This window comes from Methylobacterium sp. Leaf466 (assembly GCF_001425565.1).
Classification (GTDB): domain Bacteria; phylum Pseudomonadota; class Alphaproteobacteria; order Rhizobiales; family Beijerinckiaceae; genus Methylobacterium.
Window position 1 is genome coordinate 97,207 of the sequence record NZ_LMRC01000034.1, and the last position, 23,557, is coordinate 120,763.

Sequence of the window (23,557 nt, forward strand, 5' to 3'; positions counted from 1 at the left end):
TGCACGCGAGGACAAACGACCGGGACCCGACCATGAGCGACCACGTCATCATCGACGACATGGCCACGGGCGTGCGCCTGATCCGCCTCGCCCGGCCTGAGAAGAAGAACGCGCTCACCGGCGCGATGTACGACGCCATGCGCGACGCCCTCGAACGGGCGGAAGCGTCGGACGACGTCGGCGCGATCGTCTTCGCCGGCGAGCCCGGGATGTTCACCGCCGGCAACGACATCGCCGACTTCGTGGCGGGCGCGGCCAAACCCTTCACCGAGGCGCCGGCGCTCCGGTTCATCCGGCAGCTGGCCCGCACCACGACCCCGATGGTGGCGGCGGTGGACGGGATCGCGGTGGGGATCGGCACGACCCTGACCCTGCATTGCGACCTCGTCTACGCGAGCCCGGCCGCCCGCTTCCGGATGCCGTTCGTGGAACTCGGGCTGGTGCCGGAGGCGGCCTCCTCCTACCTGCTGCCGCGCCGGATCGGCCTCCTCAAGGCGACCGAACTGCTGCTACTGTCGGAGCCCTTCGACGCCGACGAGGCCCTGCGCCTCGGCCTCCTCAACGCGATCGTCCCGAGCGCGATGCTGCTCGACCATGCGCTCGCCAAGGCCGCCGCCCTCGCCGCGCTGCCACGCGGAGCGGTGCGGGCCTCGCGGCACCTGATCCGCGGCGACCAGGCGGCCGTCGAGGCGGCCCTGGAGGCGGAGGCGGTCGCCTTCGAGGCGCGACTGCGGACGCCCGAGGCGCAGGCGGCGTTCATGAGCTTCCTCACCAAATCCAAGCCGGCCCGGTCGTGACCGCGCCGCCCGATCTTTCACGAAAAATCTGCCTCGTCGCGGGCGCCTCGCGCGGGGTCGGGCGCGGCATCGCGCGGGCGCTGGGCGAGGCCGGCGCCACGGTGGTCGTCACCGCCCGCTCCAGCGAGACCGGGCAGCGCACCGAGGGTCGCGGCGAGTTCGTCGAGGACACCGCTCGCGAGGTCGACGCCGCCGGGGGCCACGGCCACCACTACCTGTGCGACCATACCAGCGAGCGCGCCGTCGACACCCTGGTGCATTGGACCCTGCGCCGGTTCGGACGCATCGACGTCGCCGTCTCCAGCGTCTGGGGCGGCAACGAGGGCTACGACGGCGAGCGCTACGCCGACGGCGCCGAATGGGGCACCCCGTTCTGGCGCCGCTCGGCCGAGCCGTTCTCGCAAGGTTTCGGCAGCGGCCCCTATCCGGCCCTGCTGCTCGCCCGGGCGGTGGCGCCGGCCATGGTCTCGGCGAGGCAGGGCCTGATCGCCTTCGTGTCGTTCGACACCGCGCCCGGCTACCTCGGGGACATCCACTACGACCTGGCCAAGGCCGCCACCAACCGGCTGGCCTTCGCCTGCGCCCAGGAACTCGGCCCCTACGGCGTCACCGCGCTCGGCCTGTCGCCGGGCTTCGTGCGCACCGAGCGCGCCATCGACATCGGCCATGCCGACCGCGCCACCGAAAGCCCGCTCTACGCCGGCCGCGCCCTGGCGGCCCTGGCCGCCGACCCGGCCGTGGCGGCGCAGGCCGGACGCATCCTCCACGCCGGGGACCTCGCCGCCACCTACGGATTCACCGACGCCGACGGCACCCGGCCGGGGCGGTTCCGGGTGGGATCTAGCGAGTAGCGAGTAGCGAGTAGCGAGTAGCGAGTAGCGAGTAGCGAGTAGCGAGTAGCGAGTAGCGAGTAGCGAGTAGCGAGTAGCGAGTTTATGTAAAACGATATCGAACACAACCAACACCCACTATTCGCTACTCACTATTCGCCATTCGCCATTCGCCCCACCAAGAAAGGCCCCACGATGTCCCTCCACGGCAAGACCCTGTTCATCACCGGTGCCTCGCGGGGCATCGGGCTCGCCATCGCGCTGCGGGCGGCCCGCGACGGGGCCAACGTCGCGGTGGCCGCCAAGACCGACACGCCGCACCCGAAGCTCGAGGGCACCATCCATACGGCGGCGGCCGAGATCGAGGCGGCGGGGGGCCGGGCGCTGCCGCTCCTGGTGGACGTGCGCGACGAGGGCAGCGTCGCGACGGCCATCGCCCGGACGGCGGAAACCTTCGGCGGCATCGACATCGTGGTGAACAACGCCAGCGCGATCTCGCTGACGCGCACGCCGCAGACCGAGATGAAGCGCTTCGACCTGATGCATCAGATCAACACGCGCGGCACCTACATGGTCTCGAAATACGCGATCCCGCATCTCGAGAAGGCCGCCAACCCGCACATCCTGATGCTGTCGCCGCCCCTCGACATGGCCGAGAAATGGTTCGCGCCGCATCTCGCCTACACCATGGCGAAGTTCGGGATGTCCCTGTGCGTGCTCGGGCTCGCCGGCGAGTTGCGCAAGCCGGGCATCGCCGTGAACGCCCTGTGGCCGCGCACCACCATCGCCACGGCCGCCGTGAAGAACCTGCTCGGCGGCGACGCCCTGATGCAGGCGAGCCGCACGCCGCAGATCGTCGCGGACGCCGCCCACGCCCTGTTCCTCAAGCCGTCGCGGGAGGTGACCGGCCGCTTCCTCATCGACGACAGCTTCCTGGCGGAGCAGGGTGTCACGGACTTCACACAATACCGGGTCACACCCGGCATCCCTCTTGCGCCGGACTTCTTCGTGCCGGATGCGAGCGTACCGCCCGAAGGGGCCTTCGCCTGAGATCTAGAGCGCCGTGATCTTCATCCACCAGCCCATCGCCGGCGCCGGGCACATGCTGCTCGAGCGCCGCGCCCTCGACCTTCAGGACCCGATCCCCGACGACACCGTCTGGCTCGACATGGTCCGCCCGACCCGGGAGGAAGACCTCAAGGTCGAGGCCTTCGTCGGGATCTCGGTGCCGACGCGCGAGGAGATGAAGGACATCGAGCCCTCGGAACTCCTCTACGTCGAGGACGGCGCCCGCTACATGACCGGACGGGTGCTGAGCAAGGTCGACAGTTCGGAGGAGCCGGGACTGGCCGGCATCACCTTCATCCTCAAGGGCGCGCGCCTCGTCACCGTGCGCTACGAGGAGCCGCAGGCGTTCCGGATGTACACCCAGCGGGCGGGACGGGCGACGGGCAACGGCCCCTCCACCGCCACCTCCGGCGAGACCATCCTCGCCGGGCTGATCGAGACCGTGATCGACCGGGCGGCGGACGTGCTCCAGCTCCAGGGCGAGCGCATCGACCGGCTCTCGGGCAAGATCTTCGAGGAGAAGGCCGACCCGTCCGCGCGCAACACCGCGCTGCAGGACACCCTGCGGGCGCTGGGGCGCCACGGCGACCTCATCTCGAAGCAGCGCGAGAGCCTCGTCTCGATGGAGCGCATCCTGCTCGCCCTCTCGGCGACCTACCGCACCGCCAAGGCCCCGCGCGAACTGCGCGAGGACGTGCGCTCGACCCTGCGCGACCTGCAGTCGCTGGAGGAGCACGCCACCTTCCTGTCCTCGAAGATCCAGTTCCTCCTCGACGCGACCTTGGGCCTCGTGAACCTGGAACAGAACAACATCATCAAGCTGTTCTCGGTCATGGCGGTGGTGTTCATGCCGCCGACCCTGATCGCCTCGGTCTACGGCATGAACTTCAAGGCGATGCCGGAGCTCGAATGGGGCTTCGGCTATCCGATGGCGGTGGCGATGATGGTGGTGGCCGCGGTGCTGCCCTACGTGCTGTTCCGCTGGAAGAAGTGGTTGTGAGCGGACGGAACGGCTCGGGTCCGTTCGCCCGCGACTGATCGGAGGGACGCCTCGTCGTGTGCGGCCGCTTCTTCATCGCCCAGGCGCCGGAGGTGTTCCGGGCCTACCTCGGCTACCCCGAGCAGCCGAACTTTCCGCCGCGCTACAACGTGGCGCCGACCCAGCCGGTGCCGGTGGTGGTGTGCGAGGGCGCGGAGCGGCGCTTCCGGCTGATGCGCTGGGGATTCTGGCCGGGCTGGCTGAAGGACCCGCGCGACTTTCCCCTCCTCATCAACGCCCGCAGCGAGACCATGGCCGAGAAGGCCTCGTTCCGCGGCGCCCTGCGCCATCGCCGCTGCGTGTTCCTGGCCGACGGGTTCTTCGAATGGCGCCGCGAGGGCACGGGCCGGACGGCCACGCGCACGCCCTTCAAGATCACCAGGGTCGACGGGGCGCCGATGGCGCTGGCCGGCCTGTGGGAGACCTGGGCAGGGGCCGACGGTTCCGAGGTCGATACCGCGGCGATCGTCACCACGGGGGCCAACGGCGTGCTGGCGGCGATCCACGAGCGCATGCCAGCGATCCTGGGCGAGGCGGCGATCGCGCCCTGGCTCGACGTCCGGGGCGTCGATTCGGGGCCGGCCGCCGCCCTGTGCCGCCCCTGTCCGGAGGCGTGGCTGCGGATGGAGCCGGTGGGGCCTCGGGTCAACGACGCGCGCAACGACGACGCGGACCTGATCGTGCCGACCGGCGCACCGCCGGCCTTCGTCGCGACCCCGACGGCCCCGCGCTCCGGCGACGCCGGCCAGGGCAGCCTGTTCTGAGGTCCACGCGCGAGGGAGCGGCGACCCGGCCCGTCGCCAGGGCGGCCGGGATCGCCTAGGCTCCACGCCGATGACAAACCCCGCACCGCCGTCGATCGACCCGCGTCCCACCCGCCAGGACCCCGACGACGATCCCCATCTCTGGCTCGAGGCGATCGAGGGCCCGGAGGCGATCGCCTGGGTCGAGGCCCGCAACGCCGAGACCCTGGCGCGGGTCTCCGATGCGACCATGGCCGCCGACGCCCGAGCCGCCCTGGCGATCCTCGACCGACCCGACAGGATTCCCCTCGTCGCTCGCCGCGGCGGCCTCCTCTACAACCTCTGGCGCGACGCCGAACACCCGCTCGGCCTGTGGCGGCGCACCGACGAGGCCGGCTACCGGGCCGGAACGCCGGCCTGGGAGGTCTTGATCGACCTCGACGCCCTGGCCGCGGCGGAGGGCATCGACTGGGTCTGGGCGGGCGCCACCGTCGTCACCGGCAGCCACGACCGCGCCCTGGTGAAGCTCAGCCGTGGCGGCGGCGACGCCGTCGTCATCCGCGAGTTCGACCTGGAGAGCCGCAGCTTCGTGGTAGACGGCTTCGTCCTGCCCGAGGCCAAGGGCTCGTGCGACTGGCTCGACCGCGACACCCTGATCCTGTCGAGCGCGCTGGGCGAGGGCATGGCCACGCGCGCAGGGTATGCCCGCACCGTGCGCCTGTGGGCGCGGGGCACCGACCCCCTCGCCGCGCCGATCCTGTTCGAGACCGCACAGGAGAACATGGGCCTGTGGGGCGGCGTCGAGCACGGAGGGTCGGCCGAGCGCGTGGTCTTCGCCGAGCGCACCGGCTTCTTCGACGGCTACGTCCATCTCGGCGACCGCACCGGGCCGACGGTTCGGCTCGACCTGCCCACCGACGCGGAGGTGGCGCTGCAGGGCGATCGTCTGGCCGTACGCACCCGCACGGAGTGGACGCCCGGCGACCGCACCTTCGCGCCCGACACCGTGCTGGCCATCGGGCTCTCCGACTTTCTCGACGGCGACCGGGGCTTCACCGTGCTCTGGCAGCCCTCCGAGCGGCGGGCGCTGCAGGGCATGTCCTGGGCGGGAGAGCGCCTGATCGTCGACGCCCTCGACGACCTGCGCCCCGGCTACACCGTCCACGAATGGGTCGGGGGCGCCTGGACCTGCCGTCACCTGCCCGGCCTGCCCTCGATCGGCAGCGTCTCGGTCTGGCCCCTCGACGCCGAGCCGAGCGAGTCGGACGGGTCGCTGCTGGCGATGGCGCAGGACCCGCTGACCCCGCCGACCCTGCTGTCGATCGCCCCGGACCTGTCGGCGCCCACGGTCCTGCGCACCACGCCGGCCGCCTTCGACACCTCCGGCCTGCGCGTCACCCGCCACGAGGCCGTCTCGGTAGACGGAACCCGCATCCCCTACGTCCAGGTCGGGCCCGAGGAACGGACCGGACAGGCGCCGGTGCATCTCTCCGCCTACGGCGGATTCCAGGTCTCGCTGCTGCCGACCTACCAGGCGGTGCTGGGCAAGCTCTGGCTGGAGAAGGGCGGCACCGGGGTGGTGGCCAACATCCGCGGCGGCGGCGAGTTCGGCACCCGCTGGCACCAGACCGGGCGGCGCGAGGGCAAGGCCCTGGCGCACGAGGATTTCGCGGCGGTCGCCGCCGACCTCGTCGCCCGCGGCGTCACGCGGCCGGGGCGGATCGCGGCGCAGGGCGGCTCCAACGGCGGCCTGCTCATCGCCAACATGCTCACCCGCCACCCCGAACGGTTCGGGGCCCTGTTCTGCACCATCCCGCTCATCGACATGCGCCGCTACGCCAAGCTCCTGGCCGGCGCCAGCTGGATCGCCGAATACGGCGATCCCGACGATCCGGACGACTGGAGCTTCCTCGGCGCGATCTCGGCCTACCACACGGCCGAGCCCGGCCGGCCCTACCCGCCGATCCTCATCGCCACCACCCGTCGCGACGACCGGGTCCATCCCGGCCACGCCCGCAAGATGGCCCAGAAGCTGCGGGCGATGGGCTACGATCCGGCCTTCTACGAGCCCGCCGCCGGCGGCCACGGCTACGGCAAGGACAACGCCGAGACGGCGAGCTTCCTCGCCCTCGGCATGGCGTTCCTGCGCCGCTCGATCGGCTGGGAGCCGGGGGCCGCCTGAGGGAGACCCGGCCGGCCGTCTCGGGTTAGGGGATGAGCCTGTCCGCGCGCAGCCGTGCGAAGAGCGCGAAGAACGCCTCGTCGGTGGCCTCGTAGGCGCTAAAGCCGAGGCGCCGGCTCTTGCTCATGTCGGTGACCACCTCGACCGGGCGGCCGAGGTCGCCGTCGGTGTGCCATGGCGAGGCGAGGCGGCTCAGGTCCGCCTCCGCGAGCCCGTGGCGACGGGCGACCTCGGCCCAGATCGGAGCGTCCTGCGCCATCTGCTCGGTCAGCGGTCGCACCGTCCCGTCGAAGGGTGCCGGCGTCAGCCCGAACCACTCGGCGATGCGCCCCCACATCCAGCTCCAGCGGAAGACGTCGCCGTTGACGACGTTGAAGGCTTCGTCGGCGGCGGCCGGCGTGGTCGCGGCCCACAGGATCTGGCGCGCCAGGACCGAGGCGTCGGTCATGTCGGTGAGCCCGTTCCATTGCACGGCCGAACCCGGAAACACGAACGGCCGACCGGTCTCCCGGCACAGGCTGGCGTAGACGGCCAGCGTCGTGCCCATGTTCATGGCGTTGCCCACCGCCTTGCCGATGATCGTGTGCGGGCGGTGGACGCTCCAGGCAAAGCCGTCGCGCGCGGCGGCCTCGAACAGCGCATCCTCCTGCGCGTAGTAGAAGTTCGCCAGGTCGAGGCGGTCCTGGTCTTCCCGGAACGGCGTCGGCGGCAGGGTGCCGCTGCCGTAGGCCTCGAACGGACCGAGATAGTGCTTGAGCCCCGTCACCAGGGCGACGTGGCGGACGCTGCCGGCGGGCGCCAGGGCCGCGAGAAGGTCGCGCACGGCATCGCCGTTGACGCGGACCATCTCGGCCTCGGTCGGGCGGCGCATCCAGGTGGAGAGGACGACGAGGTCGGGCGAAAGCCCGGCCACTGCCCTGTCGAGGGAGGCCCGATCCTCAAGATCGGCGGTGACGGCGGCGACGCCGTCCTGCGCGACCGCTCGCCGGGCCAGGCCCGCCACCTCCCAACCCTCCGAGGCCAACAGGGCCGCGGCGGCCGAGCCGACGATGCCGCTCGCGCCGACGATCAATGCCGATTTCGTCATGGGATCTTGCGACTTTCCCGGCCGCTCGGGCCGACACTTTTGGGGGAAGGGCCGGCGGCTCGGTGTCTCTCACGAAACTCCCGCCTCGCCGTCGCGAGCCGGAGGCGAACTCCCGGCGATGGGGAGTTGCGTGAGATGCACTCAGGCGTCCGCCACGGCCTTGGCCAGCTGATCCTTCGACATCGTCGAGCGACCGGAGATGTTCTTGGCCCGGGCCGTCTTCAGAAGCTCGGCCTTCGTCGCTTCGCCTTTACGCGCCGCGGCGGCGGTCTTGGCGACATCGTCCGGCTGCTTGGAGAACTGCTTGCCCTTGGCCGTATCGGCGCGCTTCTTGGCGGTGGAGCGGGCGTAGTCCTTGTCGGAGACCGCCTCGCGGGCGGCCTTGGGCAGGTAGCGCTCACCGGTCTCGCCGCTCTTCTCGCCCGACTTGGTGTCCCACTCCTCGTCGGACCATTGCTTGAGGCTGTTGTCCTTCGTCTTCTCGCCCTCGTAGCCGCCGCCGGCCTCCTTGTAGGCCTTGGTCGCGGCCTGGGCCTTGCGTGCCGACCATTGCCCGGGCTTGGCGCCCTTGGACGAGGCGGTCACCTCGTCCTTGACCTTCTCCCAGAGCTTAGGGTCCGACTTCTCAGCTGTCGTCGACATGTCGCGCCTCGTCTCACCCGCCGACAACCGCCGACCGCGACGCGCCGTTCCGCCGGGCCCTGTGGACGCGGCACCGTCATCAGGATGTCGAAGAGTTGTCCCAAGGCGGCATGTTGACAGGGAAGCCGGCCGCCATCACGTGGCGCCTCACGCCCGGCGTCGGCGCTTTCCTTCGCCAAACCCAGGACGTTTCCTCATGAGCGCGACCCGCAGCGGCACACCCACGGTCTTCATCGACGGCGAGGCGGGCACCACCGGCCTCGGCATCCGCGAGCGGCTGGAGCGGGACGGGCGCGTCGCCCTCAAAAGCATCCCGCACGAGAGCCGCAAGGACGTCGCCGTCAAGCGCGCCCTGATGGAGGCGGTCGACCTCGTCGTCCTGTGCCTGCCCGACGAGGCCGCCCGCGAGACGGTGGCGCTCGCCGACACCATGCCCGGCGGCGGCCCGCGCCTCCTCGATGCGAGCACCGCGCACCGGGTCGACCCCGATTGGGCCTATGGGTTCGCCGAACTCCACAAGGCCCAAGCCGACGTCATCCGCGCCGCGCGCCGCGTGGCCAATCCCGGTTGCTATCCCACCGGCGCCATCGGGCTGATCCGGCCGCTGGTGGAGGCGGGGCTGATCCCGTCCGACCACGCGCTCAGCATCAACGCGGTCAGCGGCTACAGCGGCGGCGGCAAATCGATGATCGAGAACTACGAGGCGGGCAAGGGTGCGCCGTTCCTGCTCTACGGGCTCGGCCTCGACCACAAGCACCTGCCCGAGACCCAGGCCTACAGCCTGCTGACCCGCCGCCCGATCTTCATCCCCTCGGTGGGCGACTTCCGCCAGGGCATGCTGGTGAGCGTGCCCCTCCACCTCGACACCCTGCCCGGGCACCCGAGCGTGGCCGCGATCGAGGCCGCGCTCGCCGCGTATTACGACGGCTGCGACCTCGTGAGCGTGATCCCGACCGCGGGCACCGACCGCATCGAGCCGGAAGCCCTCAACGACACCGACCGGCTGGAGCTGCGGGTGTTCGGCTCCGAGGGCGCCCGCCAAGCCCTCCTCGTCGCCCGCCTCGACAATCTCGGGAAGGGCGCCTCGGGCGCGGCCGTGCAGAACCTCGGATTGATGCTCGGCCTCGACTGACCGATCCGCTTCGTCTCGGATGCCGCTTCGCCGTCACGGGATCGCGGATTGACGCCGCACCCGTCGAAGGGTCACGCTCGACCACCGTATCCGCGGAGACGACGCCAACGATGTCCGAGACACGCCCGCCGCTGCCGCCCTTCACCGCCGAGACCGCCGCCAAGAAGGCACGCGGCGCCGAGGACGCCTGGAACACCCGCGACCCCGAGCGGGTGTCCCTCGCCTATACGACCGATTCCTGGTGGCGGAACCGCTCGGAGTTCCTGAGCGGGCGCGAGGCCATCGTCGCGTTCCTCACGGCCAAATGGCAGCGGGAACACGCGTACCGCCTGATCAAGGAGGTCTGGGCCTTCCACGAGAACCGAATCGCGGCGCGCTTCGCCTACGAGTGGCACGACGAGGCCGGGCAATGGTTCCGCTCGCACGGCAACGAGCAGTGGGAGTTCACCGAGGCCGGACTGATGCGCCGCCGCGAGGCCAGCATCAACGACGTCGCCATCCGCGACGCTGAGCGCAAGTTCCATTGGGAGCACGGTCCTCGCCCGAGCGACCACCCCGGCTTGTCCGACCTCGGGCTGTAGGGCGGCCCCGCCGGCGCGGGTGGCGCCCGGAGCCGGGTTCGATAAAGCCGCGGCCGGACCCTGACTAGAACCTGCTCTCTGTGAGTAACGCCGGGCGAGATGCTTGGGCTCTGCCACGCATCTCGCCCGAGGATATCGTGCGCGGCCGGCGTGCCCGGGCAGGCTGCAGGAGCCTCGGACGACCGGGCCGCCCCCTGTGTCCGGTCTTCGGACACGCGCGCCAAAGTCCTCCTATGTGATTGCCGGCCCGGTCGAATCACCCGAACGTGATGGATCTCCCGAGGGGTCCGCATCGCACGGCTCGCGGCTGGAACGCCGTCCGCGACGGCCGCACGACATCCGCTCGCGGCGGGCGCGGCGCGCGTGGCGGTGAGCCGCGACACGCGGCCCGACCTGCGGGGACGATGGCCGTTTTCCGTCCCCGCACCGGACCGGATCTGCTTGTGCACAACCATTCCGAATCGGTCTTACGTCGATTTCGCTCGCTTCGAACCTCCGGGACGACCGCTTACGACCAGATGCACTCGGACCATCACGGCAACCACTGCGTGATCGACCGAACTGCCGCAGGCTCGATCGCCAAAATCCTGCTCTCAAACCCAAGCAACCACGGAAAACTTCTGTCCGATGGTCATTACAACTTGCTAACATCTCGAACTGAGCTTACGGTGCGAGATATCGTAGATCCGACACGTTAATGGTACCATCATCATGATCAGCATCGACAGCGACGGCAGCCGCCTCATCACTCTGACGGCCGACATCGTCTCCGCGTATGTCAGCAACAACCACGTCCAGAGCGCGGAGCTGCCCAAGCTCCTCAGCGATGTTCATGACGCCATCCGCAGCGTCAGCGGCATCGGCGCCCCGGCCGTCGAGGCCGGCCCGCCCAAGGCGACGCCCCCGGAAATTCGCCGGTCCGTCTCGAACGAATATCTGATCAGTTTCGAGGACGGAAAACAGTACAAGACCCTGCGCCGCCACCTGACCCTGCGCGGCCTCACGCCCGAGCAGTACCGCGTGAAGTGGGGCCTGCCGCCCGACTACCCGATGACGTCGGCGGCCTATTCCGAGCAGCGGTCGGAACTCGCCCGCGCCCTCGGCCTCGGCCAGCAGCGTCGCAAGAGCCTGCCCAAGGCGATCCTGGTCGAGCCCGCTGCGTCCGAGGCCGCGCCGGCCATGGACATCGTCCCCGAGAAGAAGCGCCGCGTATCGCGTAAAGCCCAGGCCGCCGCCTGATCCGTACCGCCCGACCCGACAGGGCGGCCACAGTCGATGCCCGCCCGACAGCCGTCGGGCGGGCATCGACGTGTCTTGCGGCCCCGGCTCGCACCGAGGCGGTGCGGGGCGCCGCCATCACGAAAGGGTTACGGAAGGGAGCCTCGCCATTCATGCTGCGTTGCAACATGAATGTCCGGCGTCGCTGAAGCGCGGCGCCACCGGCTGAGGCGTCCATGCTGTCCCGTCCGCTCCTCGCCCTCTCGGGGGCCTCCTTCGCCATCGGCACCACCGAATTCGTCATCATGGGCCTACTGCCCGAAGTGGCGGAGAGCTTCGCGGTGAGCGTTCCCCTGGCGGGCCTCCTGGTCTCCGGCTATGCGCTCGGCGTGGCGGTGGGCGCACCGATCGTGGCGATCGCCACGGCACGCCTGCCGCGCAAGACCGCGCTCCTCGCCCTGATGGCGATCTTCCTCGTGGGCAACCTCGGCTGCGCCCTGGCTCCGAGCTACGGGCTGCTGATGCTGGCGCGGGTCGTCACGGCCTTCGCGCACGGCGCCTTCTTCGGCATCGGCGCGGTGGTGGCCTCCAACCTGGTGCCGCGCCACCAGCGCACCCAGGCCGTGGCGCTGATGTTCACCGGCCTCACCCTCGCCAACGTGCTCGGCGTTCCCTTCGGCACCGCGCTCGGACAGGCGATGGGCTGGCGCTCGACCTTCTGGGCGGTCTTCGGCATCGGCCTCGCCGCGGCCGCCGCCATCGCGGCATCGGTGCCCTCCGGCCTTCCGGGGTCCTTCGGCGGCCTCGCCGGGGAATTCCGCTCCCTGCGGCGCTGGGAGGTGCTGCGGCCGATGCTGGTGAGCGTGCTGGCCTCGGTCAGCCTGTTTTGCGTCTTCACCTACATCACACCGCTGCTGCGCAGCCGGAGCGGCCTGACGCCGGGGGAGGTGACCGGGGCCCTGTTGATCTTCGGGATCGGACTGACGCTGGGCAACCTCGCCGGCGGGCGCCTGGCCGACAGGCGGATGTCGGCCACCATCGTGGGCGGCTTTGCCGGGCTGGTGGCGGTGCTGGTGCTGTTCGCCTTCACCAGCCGGGCGGCATGGCCGGCGGTGATGACCCTGCCGCTCTGGGGCGCGCTGGTGTTCGCCCTGGTCTCGCCGCTGCAGATCTGGGTGGTGGAGGCGGCCAGCGACGCCCCCAACCTCGCCTCCACCCTCAACCAGGGGGCGTTCAACCTCGGCAACGCCGCCGGGGCGGCCCTGGGCGGAGCCGCGCTGAGCCTGGGATTCGGCTACGGGACGCTGCCGTGGATCGGCGCCGCGGTCGCCGCGGCGGCCCTCGCCCTCACCCTCTCGGGTCGCGTCGGCGTCGCATCACCGGACGGCGAGGGCGCCTTCGACGCCGCGCCGGCGGCGCGGGGATGATCCCCCGCCGATCCGACAGGCCCGGATCGTGCAAGCGACGGGGGCAAGGCGGCGCGGGATCGCCCGGCCGGAACGCATCCTCCCGGCCCGGCGTCTCCTGAACGACGCGCGGCGCCGGGAGGAACGCGCCGACGCCGCCGGTCAACTCCCTCGTCCCTGGACCCTCACGTCTCCTTAGTCCCTATTGCCTCGAAGACCCCATCGTCCCGCCGCACCCTCATCGAGATCGAGTCCGACACCATGAAAATCCGCACCGGCTACGCCATCACCTACGACACGGCACAGCCGACGCCGATGACGCTGATGCTCGACGTGCATCCCTCTCGGGTCCACGACCTGCTGTCGCCGCAGACGATGACCATCGATCCGCCGGTGCCGGCGCACAAATATCTGGATCCCTTCGGCAACACCTGCACCCGCATCCTGGCCCCGGGCGGGCGCATCACGGTCTCGGCGGATTTCACGGTCCGGGATTCGGGCGAGCTCGACCCCTACGTGCCCGACGCCCGCCAGCACCCGGTGCAGGATCTACCCGACGAGGTGATGCAGTTCCTCCTCGGCAGCCGCTACTGCGACACCGATCGGCTCTCCAACGTCGCCTGGTCGCTGTTCGGCGGCACGCCCGAGGGCTGGGCGCGGGTGCAGGCGATCTGCGACCACGTCCACGACCACATCAAGTTCGACTACCAGCAGGCCGACGCCACCCGCAGCGCCTCGCAGGGCTACGAGCAGCGGCTCGGCGTCTGCCGCGACTATGCCCATCTCGCCGTCACGTTCTGCCGCTGCATGAACATCCCGGCCCGCTACTGCACCGGCTACCTCGGCGACTTCGGCGTGCCCCTGACGCCGCCGATGGATTTCTCGGCCTGGTTCGAGGTCTACCTCGGCGGGCAGTGGCACACCTTCGATGCGCGCAACAACATCCGCCGCATCGGCCGCATCGTCATCGCCCGCGGGCGCGACGCCACCGACGTCGCCATCTCCACGAGCTTCAACACCGCGCTCCTCGTGAGCTTCGACGTCCATACCGACGATGTGACCGACGAGGCTTGAGAAAAGAACGGCCTTGCTCCACCGTCATCGCGGTGGGGAATATTCTCGTCGAAAGCCGGACAACAAAAGTAACCGGTTCCTTTGACGAGGACACGACCCTGCGGGATCATGCGGCAGTCGATCGAATGACTGTCCATCTCAACCCCGCGACCGGTGCTCGTCTGCCGATATCGCTCGTCCGGACGCTCCTTCACGGTGCGGACGGGCAGGCGCGGACGAGACCCCGGCGGCGGCGCGAGCCGCAGGAGCCTCCGCCATGTCCCATCACGCCGCCACGTCCGAGCCGATCCGCTTCGCCTATTGGGTACCCAACGTCTCCGGCGGGCTAGTCATCAGCAAGATCCCCCAGCGCACGAGCTGGGACGCCGACTACAACAGGCGGCTCGCGCAGATCGCGGAAGAGGCCGGCTTCGACTACGCCCTGACGCAGATCCGCTTCACCGCCGGCTACGGCGCCGAATACCAGCACGAATCGGTGGCCTTCAGCCACGCGCTGCTGGCGGCGACGACCCGGCTCAAGGTCATCGCCGCCCTGCTGCCCGGCCCGTGGAACCCCACCCTCGCCGGCAAACAGATCGCGACGATCAGCCAGCTCACCGGCGGGCGCATCGCCATCAACGTGGTCTCGGGCTGGTTCTCGGGCGAGTTCCGGGCCATCGGCGAACCCTGGCTCGATCACGACGAACGCTATCGCCGCTCGGAGGAGTTCATCCGGTCGCTGCGCGGAATCTGGACGCAGGACGACTTCACCTTTCGCGGCGATTTCTACCGCTACACGAACTACACCCTGAAGCCGAAGCCCGCCGATCCGCTGCCGGAGATCTTCCAGGGCGGTTCCTCGCGGGCGGCGCGCGACATGGCGGCCCGTGTCTCCGATTGGTACTTCACCAACGGCAACACGCCGGAGGGCGTCAAAGCCCAGGTCGAGGACATCCAGGCCAAGGCGAGGGCCAACGGCCATTCGGTCAAGGTCGGCGTCAACGCCTTCGTCATCGCCCGCGAGACGGAGGAGGAAGCCCGTGCCGTCCTCCAGGAGATCATCGACCACGCCGACCCCGAGGCGGTGAAGGCCTTCGGCCACGAGGCCAAGAACGCCGGCAAGGCCTCGCCGGAAGGGGAGGGCAACTGGGCGAAGTCCAGCCTCACCGACCTCGTCCAGTACAACGACGGCTTCAAGACCAACCTCATCGGCACCCCCGACCAGATCGCCGAGCGCATCCTGGCGCTCAAGGATGCCGGGGTGGACCTGGCGCTCCTGGCCTTCCTGCACTTCCAGGAGGAGGTCGCCCATTTCGGCGCCCACGTCATCCCGCGGGTGCGGGCGCTGGAGGCCGCGCGCGAGCGCCGGGCCGTGGCGGCTTAAGGGTCGTCCAGATCCTCGCGACGCGCGTCCCACTCCGATGTGGGAGGCATCCGAGGGTGGGGGTGGTCCGGTCGGCCTCGCTTGGGGTCGAGGTCCATCCCGCCGCCGCCCGAATCCAATCGTCTCCCCTCAATCGCACGCCGGATCGCCCACGCGGGGGAGCGAGGCGCCGGGGAGCGTCGCCGTCGCCACACCACCGACCATCCAACCCCGGAGATCGTCATGAACATCGCCGTGAACGCCAAGGCGCTCCAGACCGGCCAGGGCAGTCCCGCCGTCCCGCGCCCCGATGGCCCCGCCCACGTCATCCGTGACGACGCCGAGGCGATCCGCATCGCAGAGGCCCTGGCGGTGGCGTTCCGCGAGGGCGCCTCGGAGCGCGATCGCGACAACCGCCGCCCGGTTGCCGAGCTCGACGCGTTCTCGCAGAGCGGGTTGTGGTCGATCAACGTGCCCCGGGCCTTCGGCGGCCCGGAGGTGTCCTACCGGACCCTGGCGCGGGTGATCGCCATCGTCTCGGCGGCCGATCCCTCGATCGGCCAGATCGCGCAGAACCACCTCGGCATCGTCGCCGCGATCCGGACCGTCTCCGACCCGGACCAGCAGGCGCTGCTGTTCGGCGAGGTCCTGGCCGGCACCCGCTTCGGCAACGCCTTCTCCGAGATCGGCACCGCGCGCGCCGCCGACTTCCAGACCCGGTTCGTGGAGGACGGCGACCACGTCGTTGTCACGGGCCGGAAGTTCTATTCCACCGGGGCGCTGCTCGCCCATCTCGTGCCGATCGTCGCCCTCGATGGCGAGGGCCGCCCCTGGTACGCCATCGCCGAGCGCGACGCCCCGGGGCTGACCGTGATCGACGACTGGTCCGCCTTCGGCCAGCGCACCACGGCGAGCGGCACCGTGGTCATCGACGCGGTACGGGTGCCCAGGACCCATCTCGTCCCGGCCTGGAAGGGCTACGCCGCGCCCAGCGCCAACGGCGCGATCTTCCAGGTGATCCAGGCGGCGGTGGATGCCGGCATCGCCCGCGAGGCCCTCGCCGACACCATCGCCTTCGTGCGCACCAAGTCCCGTCCCTGGATCGACAGCGGCCAGGACAGGGCCTCGGACGATCCCCACACGATCCGGGCGGTGGGCGACCTGACGATCCGCCTGCATGCGGCCGAGGCCCTCCTCGACCGGGCGGGTCTGGCCCTCGACGAGGCCGTGGCGGACCCGACTGCGGACAGCGTGGCCGCCGCCCAGCTCGCGGTGGCGGAGGCCAAGGTGCTGACCACCGAGATCGCGCTCCTGGCCAGCAACACCCTGTTCGAGCTCGCCGGTACCCGCTCGACCCTGGCGGAGGCCAACCTCGACCGCCACTGGCGCAACGCCCGCACCCATACGCTGCACGATCCCGTGCGCTGGAAATACGCCATCGTCGGCAACCACGCCCTCAACGGCGTGAACCCGCCCTTCCACGCCTGGAGCTGAGGGGGCTCACCCGCCCGGAAAGGCACGGCCGGACCCGCGTGCGGGTCCGGACCGAAAACCCGTGCCTCCTACTGCTGCAGCTGCTTTTGCATCGCCTTGTCCTCGGCGCGGCCGTAGTTGATGAAGAACTGGCTCGCCTCGACGGTGCGGCCCTTCTGCAGGTTCGAGAGCTGGACCGTGGTCTGGTAGCCCTGCGGATCGGTGATCCGCCACTGGTTGAGAATCTTCATCTCGGAATCGAAGAACAGCTGGATCTTCGAGGTTCCGCCCAGCGTCGAGCGGTCCTCGGTCACGATGCGCACGCCGCCCGGATCGTTGCCGACGTCGGTGACCGTGAGGTCGCGGGCGAGGTCGATCTTTTCGCGCAGCAGGAATTTCAGGGGCGTCTGCGAGATGAAGTAGAGGTCCTGCGTGCCGAGCTTGCGGTCGCGCACCGCCACCGAGGTCCCGTCCGCCACCACCTCGAGGGGCGAGGGCTGATCGTAGTCGAACCGCAGCCGGCCGGGCTTCGACAGGGTGAGCTTGCCGCCGATGCGGCGGCCGTCCGCCCCGATCTGGATGAAGGTGCCCGTCAGCGTGGTGATGCCGTTGAAATAGGCGTTGGCCTGCGCGACCAGGGTCGCGGCGTCCGCCTCGATCGCGGGAGCGGCCTTGCCGGCGGCCTCAGCGGGCCTGGCGGCCGCCTTGGCGGTGGCGGCCCTGTCCTGTCCGGCCTTGTCCTGTGACCCGGGGGGCTTGCCCTCCTTGGCCGGCCGTGCGGCCTGGGCGGGGGGCTTCTTCGGCGTCGGCGCGGGGGGAGGGGGGGCGGCCTCCGGCTCGGGGGCCGGCGCCTCCTTGCGGCCGAGGATGCCGTCGATGAAGGCCCCGAGCTGGGCCTGGGCGGGCACCGGCTGAACGAGGGCGGCCAGCACGAGGAGCGAGCCGGCGGCGAGGTGGGGACGTCGGCCGGTCATGGTGCGGCGTTCTCCGGGTGGGGTGGCGAGGCTCGCCTTAGAGCCTCGCGCTGTGGCGATTATGGGACGCCGGCGATGTCGTCTCGGCGACGGCCGGGATCAGTCGTCGTCGTCCATCATGTGGCCGTGCATCATGCCGGGCGGGGCGCCCTCCATCAGGATCTCGCGCTTGCCGGCGTGGTTGGCCGGCCCGACGATGCCCTCGACCTCCATGCGCTCCATCAGCGAGGCGGCCCGGTTGTAGCCGATCTGCAGGCGGCGCTGGATGTAGCTCGTCGAGGCCTTGCGGTCGCGCATCACCACCTGCACCGCCTGGTCGTAGAGGTCGGCGCCCGCATCGATGCCGCCGCCCGCATAGGCGCCCGCGTCGAAGATCGGCGCATCCGCCTCCTCGGTCTCGGCCGCCGCGGCCTTGTCGGCCTTGGACCCCTTGGCCGGCTTCTCGTCGCCCGATCCGTCGTCGGCGGTGACGGCGTCGAGGTAGGACGGCCGGCCCTGGCGCTTGAGGTGGGCGACCACGCTCTCGACTTCCGAATCCGAGCAGAACGGCCCGTGCACGCGAGTGGTGCGCCCGCCGCCGGCCATGAACAGCATGTCGCCCTGGCCGAGCAGCTGCTCGGCGCCCATCTCGCCCAGGATCGTGCGCGAGTCGATCTTCGAGGTGACCTGGAAGCTGATCCGGGTCGGGAAGTTCGCCTTGATGGTGCCGGTGATGACGTCGACGGACGGGCGCTGCGTCGCCATGATCAGGTGGATGCCGGCGGCGCGGGCCATCTGGGCGAGACGCTGGATCGCGCCCTCGATGTCCTTGCCCGCCACCATCATCAGGTCGGCCATCTCGTCGACCACGATCACGATGTAGGGCAGGGCCGAGAGGTCCATCTCCTCGGTCTCGAACACCGGCTGGCCGGTCTCGCGGTTGAAGCCGGTGTGGATCTCGCGGGTGATGACCTCGCCCCTCGCACGGGCCTCGGCCATGCGGGCGTTGTAGCCGTCGATGTTGCGCACCGCGATCTTGGACATCTTCTTGTAGCGCTCCTCCATCTCGCGCACCGCCCATTTCAAGGCGATGACCGCCTTCTTGGGATCGATGACCACGGGCGAGAGCAGGTGCGGGATGCCGTCGTAGACCGAGAGTTCGAGCATCTTGGGGTCGACCATGATGAGGCGGCACTCCTCCGGCTTCATCCGGTAGAGCAGCGACAGGATCATGGTGTTGATCGCCACCGACTTGCCCGAGCCGGTGGTGCCGGCCACCAGCAGGTGGGGCATCTTGGCGAGATCGGCGATGATCGGCTCGCCGCCGATGTTTTTCCCTAAGCACAGGGCGAGCTTGTGCTTGCTCATCCCGAAGTCGGCCGAGGCCAGGAGTTCGCGCAGGTACACGGTCTCGCGCTTGTCGTTGGGCAGCTCGATGCCGATGACGTTGCGGCCGGGCACCACCGCGACGCGGGCCGAGACCGCCGACATCGAACGGGCGATGTCGTCCGACAGGCCGATGACGCGGCTCGACTTGGTGCCCGGCGCCGGCTCCAGCTCGTAGAGGGTCACCACCGGGCCGGGGCGCACGGCGAGGATGTCGCCGCGCACGCCGAAGTCCTGGACCGTCTGCTGCAGGTTGAGGGCGTTCTGCTCGAGCACGTCGGCATCGACCTCCTCGGTCCCGGTGGGGTCGGGCTCGGCCAGGAGTTCGAGGGAGGGCAGTTCGTAGTCGGCGTTCTCGACCACCGACATCGGCACGTGCCGGCCGGCGGGAATGAGGGTGGCGCGGGGATCGGGCAGGATCGCACGCGGGGCGTGGACGGCGGGCGCCGGCTCCGGCGGAGCGGCGGCGGCAGGCACCTCGGATGCCGGCCCTTCGGACGCCGGCACTTCGGACGCCGGCACTCCGGACGCCGGCGCCTGGACCGCCGGCTCGGCGACGGCGGCGGGTGTCTCCTCGACGACCTCGACCGCGGCGGCCTTCGGGTTGCGCAGGAGGACGGGGCGCGGCGCCATCGCCACCGGCACGAAGGCCGGCGCTTCGGCGAGGGTTGCCGGGGCAAGCGCCGGGATCAGGAACGGGATCACCGCGGCGATCGGCTCGGCCGAACGCAGGAGAGGCTCGGCGACCTGGCCCGGAACGGACGATGCGGCAGGGGAGGGGGCTTCGGGGACCCGGTCCACGGTGGGTGCATCTGCCTGGGGCTTCGCTGCTGCCGGACGGATGGCGGCTCGCGCGGCCATCGCCGAGAGTGCGGCGGGGCGCTGCCGGACACCGGCGGCGTTGTCCTGGCCGTCCGCCGGGCTCGGCACCGCCGAGGGCGCGAACCGCACGAGGCGGTCGATGCCGTAGGCGGGCGCGGCGGGCTCGACCGACGACGGCAGCGCGACATCCGGAGCGGACGGTTCGGGCACGACGACCTCGGGGATGATCACGACCTCGGGGAGAAACACGACCTCGGGGAGGATCACGACCTGCGCGGACGGGTCCTGGATGTCCGACCAGGCCTCGATGGCGGCGCCGTCCTGGCCGTCGAACCAGGTGCCCATGTCCGACCAGTCGGGCACGTCGGACCAGTCGGCGGCGATCGCCTCGGCCGGCTCGGGGGCCGGCGGGGCGACCACGGCCACCACGGCGGCCGGCTTGCGGTCGGGACTGCGGAAGAAGCGCACGCCGGGGGGCACGACGAAGGGCTGGCGCCACAGCGGCAGCGGCGCGGCGGGCGGCAGGGCCGCGGCATGGGCCGCCTGAGCCTGCTCCAGAGCCAGCGCCTCGGCGGCCTCGGCCTCCCTGCGGGCGGCGGCCAGGGCGTCGGCCTGCTCCTGGGCGGCCCGTTCGGCGTCGCGCACCCGCTGGCGGCGCTCCTGCAGCACGGGATCGGGGGTGCGGGTGTAGCGCACGACCTCTTCGGCCTCGGCGCCGAACGGCTGCGGGGCCGCCGCCGCGGTCCCGGCCTCGGGCATGATGGCGGCGGGCCGCCGCGGCGTGCGGATGAGGACGCGCGGACCCGAGGCGTCCTCGTCGATCCGGCTCTCGCCGCTGCGGGTCGCCGCGCGCAGCATGTCGGGCGTGGCGCGATCGTCGAAGACGTGGTCCGGCCAGGTCTGGGCCGTCGGGCCGTCGGCGAGGCTGTCGCGCCCCAGGAGCGAGGCGGGCGAGGCGAGCCAGGTCTGGGCCGGCCGCGTGGCGGCCACCGAGAAGCCGGGGCGCTGGGCCGGGCCGGTGAGGCGCCGCGCGAGGCTCGCCCTCAGGCTGAGGAGCCGGTGCGCCAGGGCGCCCAGCGACAGGCCGGGGCGGTCGCCGCCGCGGCCGGGCCGGGAAGGATCACGATGGGAATAGGGAGGCCGTCCCGATGCGCGCATGATGTGCCGGATGAACTCGAACGGAGGCCCGCTTGCCCGATGAAGCGGTTCACGGTCAGTTAGGCGCAACGTCGTTAACAGACGCTTGAATGGCGCGGCCCGGCTCCGGTGGGTTCTTGAGGGAGGCCCCGCGTGCCGGCGGCGCTCTGGAGCGGGGACGCCGGAGCGCGTAGGATCGCGCCACCCGCAACGACGAGGCCCCTGCCCCTTGGTCCAGCCCGTATCCGCCCAGACCTTCCGGTCGCTCTACGGCCAGGGTTTCGCCCGGATCGCCGCCTGCACCGGACACAGCGAGCCGGCCGATCCCGACCGCAACGCCGGGGCGATCCTGTCCCTGGCCCAGCGCTGCCACGAGGCGGGAGCCGCGGTGGCGGTGTTTCCCGAGCTCTGCGTCTCGGCCTACGCGATCGAGGACCTGCTGCTGCAGCAGACCCTCCTCGACGCCGTCGAGGCCGCCGTGGCGCGGATCGTGGCCGCCTCGGCCGACCTGATGCCGGTGCTGGTAGTGGGTGCGCCGCTGCGGTGGAAGCACCGGCTCTACAATTGCGCCCTGGCGATCCACCGGGGCACCCTCCTCGGGGTGGTGCCCAAGAGCTACCTGCCGAACTATCGGGAGTTCTACGAGAAACGCCATTTCGCCCCCGGCATCGGGGTGACCGGCCAGACCATCGCGGTGGCCGGGACCACGGCGCCGTTCGGCACCGACCTGCTGTTTGCGGCCGCAGACCTGCCCGGCCTCGTCCTGGCGATCGAGATCTGCGAGGACCTGTGGGTGCCGGCGAGCCCCGGCACCGCGGCGGCGCTGGCGGGCGCGACCGTGCTGGCCAACCCGTCCGGCAGTCCGATCACCGTGGGGCGGGCCGAATCCCGCGCCCTGCTCTCGCGGGCGGCCTCGGCGCGCTGCGTGTGCGCCTATGCCTATGCCGCGGCGGGCCTGGGCGAATCCACCACCGACCTGTCCTGGGACGGGCAGACCAGCATCGACGAGGTCGGCGTGCGTCTCGCCGAGGGCGAGCGCTTCTCGGGCGATCCGGTGGTGACGCTGGCCGACGTCGACCTCGACCTCATCGCGCAGGAGCGGCTCCAGGCCGGCAGCTTCGACGACAACGCCCGCGCCGAGGCGCGGCCCTACCGGCGCATCGGCTTCCGGCTCGACCCGCCGGCGGACGACCTCGGCCTGATGCGGCGGGTCGAGCGGTTCCCGTTCGTGCCCGCCGACCGCGGCCGCCTCGCCCAGGATTGCTACGAGGCCTACAGCATCCAGGTGGCCGGGCTCGTGCGCCGCCTCCAGGGAATCGGCGTGCGCAAGGTGGTGATCGGCGTCTCGGGCGGCCTCGATTCCACCCATGCACTGATCGTGGCCGCCCGCGCCTTCGACCGGCTCGGGCTCCCGCGCGACCACATCCTCGCCTACACCCTGCCGGGCTTCGCCACCTCGGACGCCACCAAGGCCAACGCCCATGCGCTGATGGCCGCCCTCGGCGTGCGCGCGGCCGAGATCGACATCCGTCCCGCCGCCCGGCAGATGCTGGCCGACATGGACCACCCGTTCGGCCGCGGCGAGGCCGTCTACGACGTCACCTTCGAGAACGTGCAGGCGGGCCTGCGCACCGACTACCTGTTCCGGCTCGCCAACCACAACCACGCCATCGTCATCGGCACCGGCGACCTGTCGGAACTGGCGCTCGGCTGGTGCACCTACGGCGTCGGCGACCAGATGAGCCACTACGCCGTCAACGCCGGCGTGCCCAAGACCCTGATCCAGCACCTCATCCGCTGGGTCATCGGCGAAGGGCTGTTCTCGGCCGAGGCCGGCGCCATCCTGCGGGCGATCCTCGACACCGAGATCTCGCCCGAGCTCGTCCCGGTGGCGGAGGGCGAGACGCCACAGAGCACGCAGGCCACCATCGGCCCCTACGCGCTCCAGGACTTCTCGCTCTACTACACCCTGCGCCACGGCTTCCGCCCGTCGCGGATCGCGTTCCTGGCGCTCCATGCCTGGGGCGACCCCGCCGCCGGCGACTGGCCGCCGGACCTGCGCGCGGACGAGCGCCGGGCCTACGCCCTGCCCGAGATCCGGGCCTGGCTCGGGGTCTTCCTCACGCGCTTCTTCGGCTTCAGCCAGTTCAAGCGGTCCGCCCTGCCCAACGGGCCGAAGGTCTCGGCCGGCGGCGCGCTCTCGCCGCGGGGCGACTGGCGCGCGCCCTCCGACGGAAACGCCAACGCCTGGATCGCCGAGCTCGAGCGCAACGTGCCCGAAACCTGAGGACCATGCTAAGGTCCCATTGTCGGGCGACAACCGCGACTCGAGGGTGGCCGAGCGGAAGGTGGTGCGATGCAGAGCTACAACGTGTTCTGCCTGAAGAGCGTGCGCGGCCTGTGCTGCGCGGTGCCCGAGACGTCCGCCGTGCCGCGCTTCCTCAAGGCGGACCGCTGGACCTTCGACGGCAAGCTCGACCAAGCCGGGCGGGTGCCGAGCGGCTTCGACGGCCAGGCGGCGCAGACGGGCGTGCGCTTCAACGGGTTCTACCTGTTCCAGACCACCGACATCCGTTTCTCGTGACGCGTCGACGGTTGCGACGAAACATTCTTAACGCGCGCCGTGCCAGGGTGCGCCATCGCGA

The 23,557-nt window shown here is 71.0% G+C and carries 19 protein-coding genes; 15 read left to right on the top strand and 4 right to left on the bottom strand.

Annotation, left to right across the window (positions count from 1 at the left end; genetic code table 11):
* Positions 1 to 32: 32 nt before the first annotated feature.
* The 6 genes from ASG59_RS16635 (at position 33) to ASG59_RS16660 (ending at position 6,659) form a co-directional block, all read left to right on the top strand.
* Positions 33 to 797 (top strand): enoyl-CoA hydratase-related protein, encoded by a 765-nt coding sequence (locus ASG59_RS16635; protein ID WP_056285247.1) that lies wholly within the window; start codon positions 33 to 35, stop codon positions 795 to 797.
* A complete protein-coding gene (locus ASG59_RS16640; protein ID WP_056410174.1) occupies positions 794 to 1,648 on the top strand; it encodes an SDR family NAD(P)-dependent oxidoreductase in 855 nt (284 codons plus the stop codon). The genes ASG59_RS16635 and ASG59_RS16640 overlap by 4 nt, the downstream gene beginning before the upstream one ends.
* A gap of 174 nt (positions 1,649 to 1,822) precedes the next feature.
* Entirely contained in the window at positions 1,823 to 2,677 is an 855-nt protein-coding gene (locus ASG59_RS16645; protein ID WP_056285252.1) for an NAD(P)-dependent oxidoreductase, read from the top strand.
* Positions 2,678 to 2,690: 13 nt separating this feature from the next.
* Positions 2,691 to 3,695, top strand: a complete 1,005-nt coding sequence (locus ASG59_RS16650) for a magnesium transporter CorA family protein (protein WP_056285255.1) — start codon at positions 2,691 to 2,693, stop codon at positions 3,693 to 3,695.
* 56 nt (positions 3,696 to 3,751) lie between these two features.
* A complete protein-coding gene (locus tag ASG59_RS16655; RefSeq protein WP_056410175.1) occupies positions 3,752 to 4,498 on the top strand; it encodes an SOS response-associated peptidase in 747 nt (248 codons plus the stop codon).
* Between the two features lie 70 nt (positions 4,499 to 4,568).
* Positions 4,569 to 6,659 (top strand): prolyl oligopeptidase family serine peptidase, encoded by a 2,091-nt coding sequence (locus ASG59_RS16660; RefSeq protein ID WP_055885054.1) that lies wholly within the window; start codon positions 4,569 to 4,571, stop codon positions 6,657 to 6,659.
* Positions 6,660 to 6,684: 25 nt separating this feature from the next.
* Here ASG59_RS16660 and ASG59_RS16665 read toward each other — a convergent pair whose 3' ends face one another.
* Positions 6,685 to 7,746 (bottom strand): SDR family oxidoreductase, encoded by a 1,062-nt coding sequence (locus ASG59_RS16665; protein WP_055885057.1) that lies wholly within the window; start codon positions 7,744 to 7,746, stop codon positions 6,685 to 6,687.
* A gap of 141 nt (positions 7,747 to 7,887) precedes the next feature.
* A complete protein-coding gene (locus ASG59_RS16670; RefSeq protein ID WP_056410178.1) occupies positions 7,888 to 8,388 on the bottom strand; it encodes a hypothetical protein in 501 nt (166 codons plus the stop codon).
* Positions 8,389 to 8,584: 196 nt separating this feature from the next.
* On the opposite strand from ASG59_RS16670, the gene argC reads away from it, so the two are divergent.
* The 7 genes from argC (at position 8,585) to ASG59_RS16705 (ending at position 16,635) form a co-directional block, all read left to right on the top strand.
* Positions 8,585 to 9,520, top strand: coding sequence for an N-acetyl-gamma-glutamyl-phosphate reductase (gene argC / locus ASG59_RS16675; RefSeq protein WP_056285270.1), 936 nt, complete (start codon positions 8,585 to 8,587; stop codon positions 9,518 to 9,520).
* A 110-nt stretch (positions 9,521 to 9,630) separates the two neighbouring features.
* Positions 9,631 to 10,101, top strand: coding sequence for a nuclear transport factor 2 family protein (locus ASG59_RS16680; protein WP_056410180.1), 471 nt, complete (start codon positions 9,631 to 9,633; stop codon positions 10,099 to 10,101).
* A gap of 711 nt (positions 10,102 to 10,812) precedes the next feature.
* The gene (locus ASG59_RS16685) at positions 10,813 to 11,340 is read left to right on the top strand and encodes a MucR family transcriptional regulator (protein WP_055885068.1); all 528 of its coding nucleotides are present in this window, start codon (positions 10,813 to 10,815) and stop codon (positions 11,338 to 11,340) included.
* 215 nt (positions 11,341 to 11,555) lie between these two features.
* Positions 11,556 to 12,746: an MFS transporter gene (locus ASG59_RS16690; protein WP_056410182.1), complete on the top strand. Its 1,191-nt coding sequence runs from the start codon at positions 11,556 to 11,558 to the stop codon at positions 12,744 to 12,746.
* A 240-nt stretch (positions 12,747 to 12,986) separates the two neighbouring features.
* Complete coding sequence (locus tag ASG59_RS16695; RefSeq protein WP_055885073.1) at positions 12,987 to 13,799, top strand: transglutaminase family protein; 813 nt, start codon at positions 12,987 to 12,989, stop codon at positions 13,797 to 13,799.
* Between the two features lie 256 nt (positions 13,800 to 14,055).
* Positions 14,056 to 15,162: a dimethylsulfone monooxygenase SfnG gene (sfnG, locus tag ASG59_RS16700; protein ID WP_055885076.1), complete on the top strand. Its 1,107-nt coding sequence runs from the start codon at positions 14,056 to 14,058 to the stop codon at positions 15,160 to 15,162.
* A gap of 222 nt (positions 15,163 to 15,384) precedes the next feature.
* Positions 15,385 to 16,635, top strand: coding sequence for an SfnB family sulfur acquisition oxidoreductase (locus ASG59_RS16705; RefSeq protein WP_056410184.1), 1,251 nt, complete (start codon positions 15,385 to 15,387; stop codon positions 16,633 to 16,635).
* A 68-nt stretch (positions 16,636 to 16,703) separates the two neighbouring features.
* Here ASG59_RS16705 and ASG59_RS16710 read toward each other — a convergent pair whose 3' ends face one another.
* Positions 16,704 to 17,588, bottom strand: a complete 885-nt coding sequence (locus ASG59_RS16710) for an outer-membrane lipoprotein carrier protein LolA (RefSeq protein ID WP_056410186.1) — start codon at positions 17,586 to 17,588, stop codon at positions 16,704 to 16,706.
* Between the two features lie 99 nt (positions 17,589 to 17,687).
* Positions 17,688 to 20,933 (bottom strand): DNA translocase FtsK, encoded by a 3,246-nt coding sequence (locus tag ASG59_RS16715; protein ID WP_056410188.1) that lies wholly within the window; start codon positions 20,931 to 20,933, stop codon positions 17,688 to 17,690.
* A gap of 208 nt (positions 20,934 to 21,141) precedes the next feature.
* Between ASG59_RS16715 and ASG59_RS16720 the strand changes: the two genes are divergently transcribed.
* Positions 21,142 to 23,199 carry an NAD(+) synthase gene (locus tag ASG59_RS16720; RefSeq protein WP_056410191.1) on the top strand — a complete coding sequence of 686 codons (2,058 nt, stop codon included), beginning with the start codon at positions 21,142 to 21,144 and terminating at the stop codon, positions 23,197 to 23,199.
* Positions 23,200 to 23,268: 69 nt separating this feature from the next.
* On the top strand, positions 23,269 to 23,496 hold the full coding sequence (locus tag ASG59_RS16725; protein ID WP_055885092.1) for a hypothetical protein: 228 nt from the start codon (positions 23,269 to 23,271) through the stop codon (positions 23,494 to 23,496).
* Positions 23,497 to 23,557 lie beyond the last annotated feature (61 nt).

Excerpts from the sequence above, each read along its gene's own strand:
- ASG59_RS16665 (WP_055885057.1), bottom strand. The coding sequence starts at position 7,746 with ATGACGAAATCGGCATTGATCGTCGGCGCGAGCGGCATCGTCGGCTCG.
- ASG59_RS16695 (WP_055885073.1), top strand. The coding sequence starts at position 12,987 with ATGAAAATCCGCACCGGCTACGCCATCACCTACGACACGGCACAGCCG.
- ASG59_RS16680 (WP_056410180.1), top strand. The coding sequence starts at position 9,631 with ATGTCCGAGACACGCCCGCCGCTGCCGCCCTTCACCGCCGAGACCGCC.
- ASG59_RS16710 (WP_056410186.1), bottom strand. The coding sequence starts at position 17,588 with ATGACCGGCCGACGTCCCCACCTCGCCGCCGGCTCGCTCCTCGTGCTG.
- ASG59_RS16635 (WP_056285247.1), top strand. The coding sequence starts at position 33 with ATGAGCGACCACGTCATCATCGACGACATGGCCACGGGCGTGCGCCTG.
- ASG59_RS16715 (WP_056410188.1), bottom strand. The coding sequence starts at position 20,933 with ATGCGCGCATCGGGACGGCCTCCCTATTCCCATCGTGATCCTTCCCGG.
- ASG59_RS16685 (WP_055885068.1), top strand. The coding sequence starts at position 10,813 with ATGATCAGCATCGACAGCGACGGCAGCCGCCTCATCACTCTGACGGCC.
- ASG59_RS16725 (WP_055885092.1), top strand. The coding sequence starts at position 23,269 with ATGCAGAGCTACAACGTGTTCTGCCTGAAGAGCGTGCGCGGCCTGTGC.
- sfnG (WP_055885076.1), top strand. The coding sequence starts at position 14,056 with ATGTCCCATCACGCCGCCACGTCCGAGCCGATCCGCTTCGCCTATTGG.
- ASG59_RS16690 (WP_056410182.1), top strand. The coding sequence starts at position 11,556 with ATGCTGTCCCGTCCGCTCCTCGCCCTCTCGGGGGCCTCCTTCGCCATC.
- ASG59_RS16705 (WP_056410184.1), top strand. The coding sequence starts at position 15,385 with ATGAACATCGCCGTGAACGCCAAGGCGCTCCAGACCGGCCAGGGCAGT.
- ASG59_RS16645 (WP_056285252.1), top strand. The coding sequence starts at position 1,823 with ATGTCCCTCCACGGCAAGACCCTGTTCATCACCGGTGCCTCGCGGGGC.
- ASG59_RS16660 (WP_055885054.1), top strand. The coding sequence starts at position 4,569 with ATGACAAACCCCGCACCGCCGTCGATCGACCCGCGTCCCACCCGCCAG.
- ASG59_RS16670 (WP_056410178.1), bottom strand. The coding sequence starts at position 8,388 with ATGTCGACGACAGCTGAGAAGTCGGACCCTAAGCTCTGGGAGAAGGTC.
- argC (WP_056285270.1), top strand. The coding sequence starts at position 8,585 with ATGAGCGCGACCCGCAGCGGCACACCCACGGTCTTCATCGACGGCGAG.